This is a genomic window from Marinobacter salicampi, assembly GCF_011074795.1.
Classification (GTDB): Bacteria; Pseudomonadota; Gammaproteobacteria; order Pseudomonadales; family Oleiphilaceae; genus Marinobacter; species Marinobacter salicampi.
This window is the reverse complement of sequence record NZ_JAAMPF010000002.1, coordinates 230678-238740: the sequence shown is the minus strand read 5'-3', so window position 1 is coordinate 238740 and position 8063 is coordinate 230678. Positions and strand designations below refer to the sequence as shown.

General features: G+C 54.4%; 9 protein-coding genes. All 9 read left to right on the top strand.

All coding sequences use genetic code 11. From position 1 onward, the window contains the following. Positions 1 to 408 precede the first annotated feature (408 nt). The 9 genes from G7W63_RS01430 to G7W63_RS01390 all read left to right on the top strand — a co-directional run bounded on the left by G7W63_RS01430 (position 409) and on the right by G7W63_RS01390 (position 8023). Positions 409 to 1254: a hypothetical protein gene (locus G7W63_RS01430; RefSeq protein WP_166252001.1), complete on the top strand. Its 846-nt coding sequence runs from the start codon at positions 409 to 411 to the stop codon at positions 1252 to 1254. Beyond that, on the top strand, positions 1238 to 1717 hold the full coding sequence (gene rimI / locus G7W63_RS01425) for a ribosomal protein S18-alanine N-acetyltransferase (protein ID WP_242634268.1): 480 nt from the start codon (positions 1238 to 1240) through the stop codon (positions 1715 to 1717). Before G7W63_RS01430 ends, rimI begins: the two co-directional genes overlap by 17 nt. Before the next feature lie 72 nt (positions 1718 to 1789). After that, positions 1790 to 3370 carry a peptide chain release factor 3 gene (prfC, locus tag G7W63_RS01420; RefSeq protein WP_166251998.1) on the top strand — a complete coding sequence of 527 codons (1581 nt, stop codon included), beginning with the start codon at positions 1790 to 1792 and terminating at the stop codon, positions 3368 to 3370. A gap of 14 nt (positions 3371 to 3384) precedes the next feature. Continuing rightward, on the top strand, positions 3385 to 4170 hold the full coding sequence (locus G7W63_RS01415) for a TatD family hydrolase (RefSeq protein WP_166251995.1): 786 nt from the start codon (positions 3385 to 3387) through the stop codon (positions 4168 to 4170). 198 nt (positions 4171 to 4368) lie between these two features. Further along, positions 4369 to 4797, top strand: a complete 429-nt coding sequence (gene rplM / locus G7W63_RS01410; protein ID WP_166251992.1) for a 50S ribosomal protein L13 — start codon at positions 4369 to 4371, stop codon at positions 4795 to 4797. A gap of 12 nt (positions 4798 to 4809) precedes the next feature. Continuing rightward, positions 4810 to 5202: a 30S ribosomal protein S9 gene (gene rpsI, locus G7W63_RS01405; protein WP_166251989.1), complete on the top strand. Its 393-nt coding sequence runs from the start codon at positions 4810 to 4812 to the stop codon at positions 5200 to 5202. Between the two features lie 237 nt (positions 5203 to 5439). Then, positions 5440 to 6036 carry a ubiquinol-cytochrome c reductase iron-sulfur subunit gene (petA, locus tag G7W63_RS01400; protein WP_166251986.1) on the top strand — a complete coding sequence of 199 codons (597 nt, stop codon included), beginning with the start codon at positions 5440 to 5442 and terminating at the stop codon, positions 6034 to 6036. Continuing rightward, on the top strand, positions 6036 to 7268 hold the full coding sequence (locus G7W63_RS01395) for a cytochrome b (protein ID WP_166251983.1): 1233 nt from the start codon (positions 6036 to 6038) through the stop codon (positions 7266 to 7268). The genes petA and G7W63_RS01395 overlap by 1 nt, the downstream gene beginning before the upstream one ends. Continuing rightward, a complete protein-coding gene (locus G7W63_RS01390; protein WP_166252056.1) occupies positions 7268 to 8023 on the top strand; it encodes a cytochrome c1 in 756 nt (251 codons plus the stop codon). Before G7W63_RS01395 ends, G7W63_RS01390 begins: the two co-directional genes overlap by 1 nt. Positions 8024 to 8063: the final 40 nt, after the last annotated feature.

The window sequence follows — 8063 nt, the reverse complement described above, 5'->3', positions numbered from 1 at the left end:
TCATCGTCAGGCTCTTAATACCCAAACCCCAGTACCCAACGGTACTGGGGTTTTTTATTGGGCCATTAGGGCCCACATTTAGTGCTTTACTGATCAGCCGCTGTTCGATGTTATACTCCCCCAGATAATCTATTCTGAGCTTACTGAAGACATATATCGCCTAAGACCATCTGGCAGTATTCGATACAAGGCGGGCGGTTGATGCGACGCTAAACCGTTGAAATACTGAGGGATTACTAGTGTAATCTTCAGCTCTATTCGGTCAAGGCCATCACCAGCGGAATAGATGCCCAGGGAGAGGTCACCGTCAGGCATGAGCGCAGGCGGAGAACGCCTGCATCCGCAAGGCGCAGATGTCCAGTTAATTGCCGATATCCAGCGTTTTTTCATTCTACAGGTCGCGCATTTATGCAAACTGAAGCCGAACGACAGTATTACCTTAGTATGGTAGGTGTCCGGCTTTGGTATGCCCGCGCGCCACAGCCAGGAGCGGCGCCCAGCCGGAATTTTGACTTCGGCGTGTCCGAGCCTCTTAAAGAAGCGCTTGAGGCGCCACCGCTCCCGGTTCAGCAAGCCCGCCGGCGGGCTGATAGCACCCACGGTTCTCAACAGACCGCGAGGTTGGCGGGCCTGCGGGGGCTACTGGAAAAAGAAAATAACGAAGAAGCGGGGTCTGAGCAGGCTGCACCCACTACGGGGGCTCATAGCCACGTTGAGCGACCAAGCCATGCGGCCATGGTGGTGCCTGAACCGACGGTTCAGTTACAGACTGAGTCTCTGCCGACAGACGAGCGTGCTGCCCGTACGGGGATTATAAGGGCGTTTTGGGGCGTGTGGCTCAGTGATCGATGGCGTCTTGTCAGCGCCCTATCTCCGGATGCTAGCTTGCAGTTACAGGATAATCTCGCTAGAGCGATTCTTCACGCCATGGGTTCGCCCGCGGTCTCAACATTCACCCTGCGCTGGCCCGTGTTTAATAACCCCGAGGTTGCCGGGAATGATGAGAAAGGCTTCCGAGAGCTGCTTCAGGAACTACGGGGAGAACCATTGCCGGAAGAAGCAGGGAGCCGGAAAACGCTTGCACTGGGACTGTGCCAGGACGCCGAGCTACCAGACAGAGAAAGCTGGCTGCGAGATGCTCTGGGACCACTTGCCGTTGATTTTCAGTACAGCCTGGCCGGCATCGCTACGGATCCTGGTCGGAAACGGGATTTATGGGCCGAACTCAGAGGGTTTCGTGGTAAAGCGGACTGACTCCCGGGCTCCCGGCACGCACCTCCGGGCTATGGGGCGCGATGATCTGCCCAAGGTGCTTGAGATAGAGCGACATTCCTATTCTCATCCTTGGAGTGAAGCTGTCTTTAACGACTGTTTCCAGTCGACTTATCGGCTATGGGCCCTGTTTCGAGGCGAGGAAATGGCCGGTTACGCCGTAGTCACTTATATGGTGGATGAGGCCCATCTTTTAAATATATGTGTGGCGCCTGATGAACGTCGTCTTGGGGCTGCCAAGCTTCTGCTCAGGCACTCGATGTCGCAAGCCGCTGCCGACGGTATGGTTCGGCTCCTGCTGGAAGTCCGTGCAGGTAATGAGCCGGCGCTCAAGCTCTACGAGGCTATGGGGTTTACCCCGATTGGGCGACGGCGAGGGTATTATCCGGCCGCTGTTGAGCGTGAAGATGCCTGTGTGATGTCGATAGTACTGCCGCCGCCATAGCTCGCGTCTGAGCGCAACAGAACCTATAATACCTGCCGTTTTCAAATTTTCCGTCCAGGCCATTTAATAACTATGTCTACCCTTTCCAAGGAAGTCGGCCAGCGTCGCACGTTTGCCATTATCTCTCACCCAGACGCCGGTAAAACTACCATTACTGAAAAGGTGCTGCTTTTCGGGCATGCCATTCAGCGGGCCGGCACTGTTAAAGGCAAAAAGTCCGGTCAGCATGCCAAATCCGACTGGATGGAGATGGAAAAGGAAAGGGGAATTTCGGTGACCACCTCGGTCATGCAGTTTCCCTATGGCGGTCGCCTGATCAACCTTCTGGATACCCCCGGTCACGAAGACTTTTCGGAGGATACGTACCGCACGCTGACTGCAGTGGACTCATGCCTTATGGTGATCGACAGTGCCAAGGGTGTTGAGGAGCGTACAATCAAGTTGATGGAGGTGACCCGTCTTCGGGATACACCCATCCTAACATTCATGAACAAACTTGACCGCGAGACCCGGGATCCAGTTGAGCTCATGGATGAAGTTGAAGACGTTCTGAAAATCGCTTGTTCTCCGGTGACCTGGCCTATAGGCATGGGCAAGAACTTCAAAGGCGTCTACCACCTGTTGCGGGACGAGATTATTCTCTACAAGTCCGGCCAGGGCCATATGATTCAGGAAGAGCGTATTTTCAAAGGCCTTGATAATCCCGAGCTTGAGGCGGTTCTTGGTCCCTACGCATCCGAGCTTCGTGATGAAATCGAGTTGGTTAAAGGCGCCTCTCACGATTTTGATCAGGCAAAATTCTTGGCCGGTGAGCTTACTCCGGTGTTTTTCGGCACAGCCTTGGGTAATTTCGGGGTTGACCATATGCTTGATGGTCTCGTCGAGTGGGCACCAGAGCCGCAGCCCCGCGCTACCGATACCCGGGTCGTGAAACCCACTGATGATGTCTTTTCCGGCTTTGTTTTCAAGATCCAGGCCAACATGGACCCTCAGCATCGCGACCGCGTCGCTTTCATGAGGATTGTTTCGGGCCGCTATGCCCAAGGAATGAAGGCTCGCCATGTGAGGATCGGCAAAGAGGTGCGATTCACCGATGCCCTGACCTTCATGGCGGGTGATCGGGAGCATGCGGAAGAGGCTTTCCCCGGGGATATCATCGGTCTTCACAATCACGGCACAATTCAACTGGGCGACACTTTTACATCCGGCGAAGATATGAAATTCACGGGGATTCCGAATTTCGCACCGGAGCTGTTCCGCAGGATACGGCTCAAGGATCCATTGAAGGCCAAGCAGCTGCAGAAAGGTCTGGTGCAGCTGTCGGAGGAGGGTGCTGTTCAGGTTTTCCGTCCGTTGAAAAATAACGACTTGATCGTTGGTGCGGTGGGGGTGCTGCAGTTTGATGTGGTGGTCAGTCGACTGAAGAGCGAATATAAAGTGGAGGCTGTGTACGAGCCTATCAACGTTGCAACTGCCCGTTGGATCACCAGTCCGGATGAGCGCAAGCTGGATGAGTTTCAACGCAAGGCCAGCGATTACATTGCTCTCGATGGAGGCGACAGACTGGCGTATATCGCACCAACCATGGTCAATCTGCAGCTGGCCCAGGAGCGCTACCCGGACATAGAGTTCCACAAAACCCGAGAACATTGACGGGAGATGAGTTGATGAACCTGGTTGACGCCCACTGCCATTTTGATTTCCCCGCTTTTGATAATGAGCGCGACTCTATAATGGCAGCGCTGGCCAAGGCCGGCGTGGACCGCATGGTGATTCCGGGGGTTCGCCAAGCTGATTGGGGGCAGGTGGCCAGTACAGCGGCTTCCCATGAAGGACTCTACTACTGCTTGGGAATACATCCGTGGTTCATTGATGAGCACGAAAGGCCAGCGCTTGACTATCTGGCCCAGGAGCTGCGGGCCGCACCGCGCAACTGTGTAGGTTTAGGTGAGTGTGGGCTTGATCGCCTGAGGGGCAGCCTCGACAAGCAACAATGGTGGTTTGAGGCCCAGGTTGAGCTTGCCCGGGACCTGGACCTCCCTCTCGTTATTCATTCGGTGCGGACCAACGACGAGGTATTCGATACGCTGAAAAAAAAGCGTTTTCAGGGACCGGCTCTCGTACATGCCTTTGCCGGGAGTGAGCAGCAGGCACGAAAGCTGACGGAGTTCGGAATATTTTTGGGCGTCAGTGGGATCATTACCTATGACCGTGCCAGGAAAACGACCGAAGCAATCGCGTCGGCGCCCCTGTCCTCTCTCATACTTGAGACCGACGCGCCCGATATGCCGCCGGCCGGAGTTGAAAAAGGCCGCAACTCTCCCACCCGCCTGCCCGAGATCCTGTCCGCTCTCGTCAAGCTGCGGCCAGAGTCCGAGGACGTTATTCGGCATGCCCTGAGAGACAACGTGTACCGCCTTTATCGCTGGCGAGAGAGTGTGGATAAGCCTTGAAAGACCTGCACAGAGGGGTTGGCATTGGGCTACCAGTTCGGATATACTTCGCGCCCTGGCTTTTCAAGGCAATGACATCAACATCAGCCCCGATTGTTGTCACTGCCGACAAACATAGGTCAAAAACTTCCACTGAGCGTAAAGCGCCTGTCAGTGGCGGTTTTTAACGTTTCTTTTATAGCGTTCAAGGCGGAATCAATGAAGACTCTGAGTGCGAAACCAGAAACCGTAAAACGTGACTGGTACGTTGTAGACGCAGCCGGCAAGACGCTGGGTCGTCTGTCAACCGAAATCGCCCTTCGTCTGCGGGGCAAGCATAAGCCTGAGTTTACCCCTCACGTCGACACTGGCGATTACATTGTTGTTATCAATGCCGGTCAGGTTCGGGTAACAGGCAAAAAATCATCTTCGAAGATGTACTACAGTCATACCGGCTTTCCAGGTGGTATCAAGTCCATCAACTTCGAGAAGCTGGTCGACAAGGCACCGGAACAGGTCATCGAGCATTCGGTGAAAGGCATGCTTCCGAAAGGCCCGCTGGGTCGTGCCATGTTCAAGAAGCTGAAAATCTACGCCGGCGCTGAGCACCCTCACGCAGCCCAGCAGCCCAAAGAACTTGATATTTAACGGAAGGCGGATATGTCTGTAGCACAAAATTACGGTACGGGTCGCCGCAAGACATCCACGGCTCGGGTCTTTATCAAGCCTGGTAGCGGCAACATCTCTATCAACGGTCGCACTATCGAAGAATTCTTCGGTCGTGAAACCCTTCGCATGATCGTGCGTCAGCCTCTGGTTGTTGCCGAATCCGGTGATCGCTTTGATATCAATGTCACTGTCCAAGGTGGCGGTATCAGTGGCCAGGCCGGGGCCATTCGCCATGGTCTGACACGAGCATTGATGGATTACGACGAAACATTGCGTCCAGCTCTGAGGAAGGCGGGTTATGTTACCCGTGATGCCCGTGAGGTTGAGCGTAAGAAAGTTGGTCTGCGCAAGGCGCGTAAGCGTCCCCAGTACTCCAAGCGTTAATTGGTGTCTGGTCCAGACTCGAAAGCCCGGCTCCATGCCGGGTTTTTTTATGTTCCGCGGGAACGAGGCCTGGCTCCTGTCGCCTGTTTTCGAGGCAGTTCCCGGCCCTTTCTTACTTGTAAGGAAGGGGTAATTTCATTACCATTTGGTCCGTTTAACTTTTCGGGTCGTGATGTCCTTTTCAATGCTTGACTGGCCGGTGGCCTAGCGTGCATTGCCTGATGGGAGAGAACCATAATGAATAATGGCGACGTGAGCCAGAGCCGACGCCGGTTTCTGATCGGCGCAACATCGGTCGTGGGTGGAGTCGGCGTCGTCGGTGCGGCTGTTCCTTTCGTGGCGTCCTGGAATCCCAGCGCCAAGGCCAAGGCGGCAGGTGCACCGGTTACCGTCAATATCAGCAAGATTGAGCCGGGCCAGCAGATTACGGTGGAGTGGCGTGGCAAGCCTGTATGGGTTGTGCGGCGAACGGAGGAGATGCTGGAGGGCATCGAGAAGCTCAATGATCGGGTAAGAGACCCGCAATCAGAAGATACGGCCCAACAGCCGGCGTACATCGAGGGCATCTATCGCTCCATCAAGGATGAGTATGCTGTTTTAGTCGGGATCTGCACTCACCTGGGCTGCTCTCCGAACTATCGGCCTGAGGTTGCCCCCTCGGATCTCGGCGAAGAATGGCTGGGTGGTTTCTACTGCGCCTGTCACGGTTCCCGTTATGACATGGCCGGTCGGGTCTACTCCAATCAGCCTGCGCCGTCTAATCTTGAGGTGCCCCCTTACCGATACGATAGCGATGACACGCTCACCGTTGGGCTGGATCCGGAGAACGTATAATGCAAAAACTCGTCAGTTGGATCGATCAACGCCTTCCCATTGTGGATGCGTACAATAAGCATCTGGGTAAGTACTACGCGCCCAAAAATTTCAACGTCTGGTATTTTTTCGGATCTCTGGCCCTGCTGGTATTAGTGAATCAGCTCGTCACCGGGATCTGGCTGACCATGAGTTACAACCCGTCAGCAGAAGGGGCGTTTTCCTCTGTTGAATACATCATGCGCGATGTCGAGTGGGGATGGCTGCTACGTTATCTGCATTCGACCGGTGCCTCTGCATTTTTCGTCGTCGTCTACCTCCATATGTTCCGGGGGCTGATGTATGGTTCGTATCAGAAGCCACGTGAGCTGATATGGCTGTTCGGTATGCTGATCTACCTGGTGCTTATGGCAGAAGCCTTCATGGGCTACCTGTTGCCCTGGGGCCAGATGTCTTACTGGGGTGCCCAGGTTATTGTAAACCTGTTCGGTGCAATTCCCGTTATTGGCGAAGACCTGTCCCTCTGGATTCGTGGCGACTACCTGATTTCAGGTATCACCCTGAACCGGTTCTTTGCACTGCACGTGGTGGCTCTACCGATTGTCCTCCTGGGGCTCGTTGTGCTGCACATTCTTGCGCTTCACGAAGTGGGTTCCAACAATCCGGATGGCATCGACATCAAAAAGAACAAGGACGAGAACGGTGTCCCCCGTGATGGCATCCCCTTCCACCCATATTACTCAGTGCACGACCTGGTAGGGGTTGCGGTTTTCCTGTTCGTTTTCTGTATCGTTGTGTTCTTCTTCCCTGAAATGGGTGGTCTCTTCCTTGAGAAACCAAACTTCGAACCAGCCAATGCCTTGAAAACTCCGGACCACATTGCGCCGGTGTGGTATTTCACGCCCTTCTACGCCATGTTGCGCGCTGTGACAGTGGATCTGTTTGGGCTTGAGGCGAAGTTCTGGGGTGTTGTGGTCATGGGCGGTGCCATTGCGATCCTGTTTGTGCTGCCCTGGCTTGATCGGAGCCCGGTCCGTTCTATCCGCTACAAGGGCATTCTGAGCAAGATCGCTCTGGCAATATTTGTAGTGAGCTTCGTTGTGCTGGGTTATCTGGGCATCGTACCAGCTACAGAGGGGCGCACTATTCTTGCCCAAGTGCTCACGACGCTGTACTTCCTCTACTTCATTCTGATGCCGTTCTATACGCGGATGGAGAAAACCAAGCCAGTGCCAGAGAGGGTCACAGGATGATTAAGAAGTTTGTTCTGGTTCTAGTGATTGTCATGTTGCCCGGTTTTGTTCTGGCAGCTGCAGAGGGTGTCGAGCTCGATAGCATGGAGCCTGACCATTCGAACAAGGCCTCCCTGCAACGCGGTGCGGCCATGTTTATGAACTACTGTCTCGGGTGTCACTCGCTAGAGTATGCCCGCTACCAACGTATTGCGGACGACCTGGAGATCCCAGCGGAGTTGTTCGAAGAGAACCTTATCTTTACCGGCGCCAAAATCGGAGAACTAATTGAAATTGGCATGGATCAGGATATGGCCGCGAACTGGTTTGGTAATGCGCCACCGGACCTGACCCTGGAGTCTCGTTTGCGCGGTGAAGACTGGATCTATTCCTACCTGCGAGGCTTTTACCAGGATGACACTCGTCCCTTGGGCGTTAACAACGTAGTCTTTGACAATGTCGGCATGCCCCATGTGTTAGTCGAAATGCAGGGGTTATGTGCGGTAGAGCCGAAGATAGGCGGCAAGTCCAGTGTTGACCCTATGAGCGGTAACATCAAGAACGGCGATATTTGCTCGGACTGGGCCAGCGAAGGATCCATGTCTCCCGGCGAGTTTAACGTTGCTATGTATGACCTGACCAACTTTCTCTCCTACATGGGAGACCCGGTCAAGCTAGAGCGGGAACGCCTGGGCATGTTTGTGCTGATCTTCATTGCGATCTTCTTTGTCTTTGCCTGGCTCCTCAACCGGGAGTACTGGAAGGACGTACACTGAAGAATCGGGTATAATAGGCGACTCAGGAATGTCCAGCGGG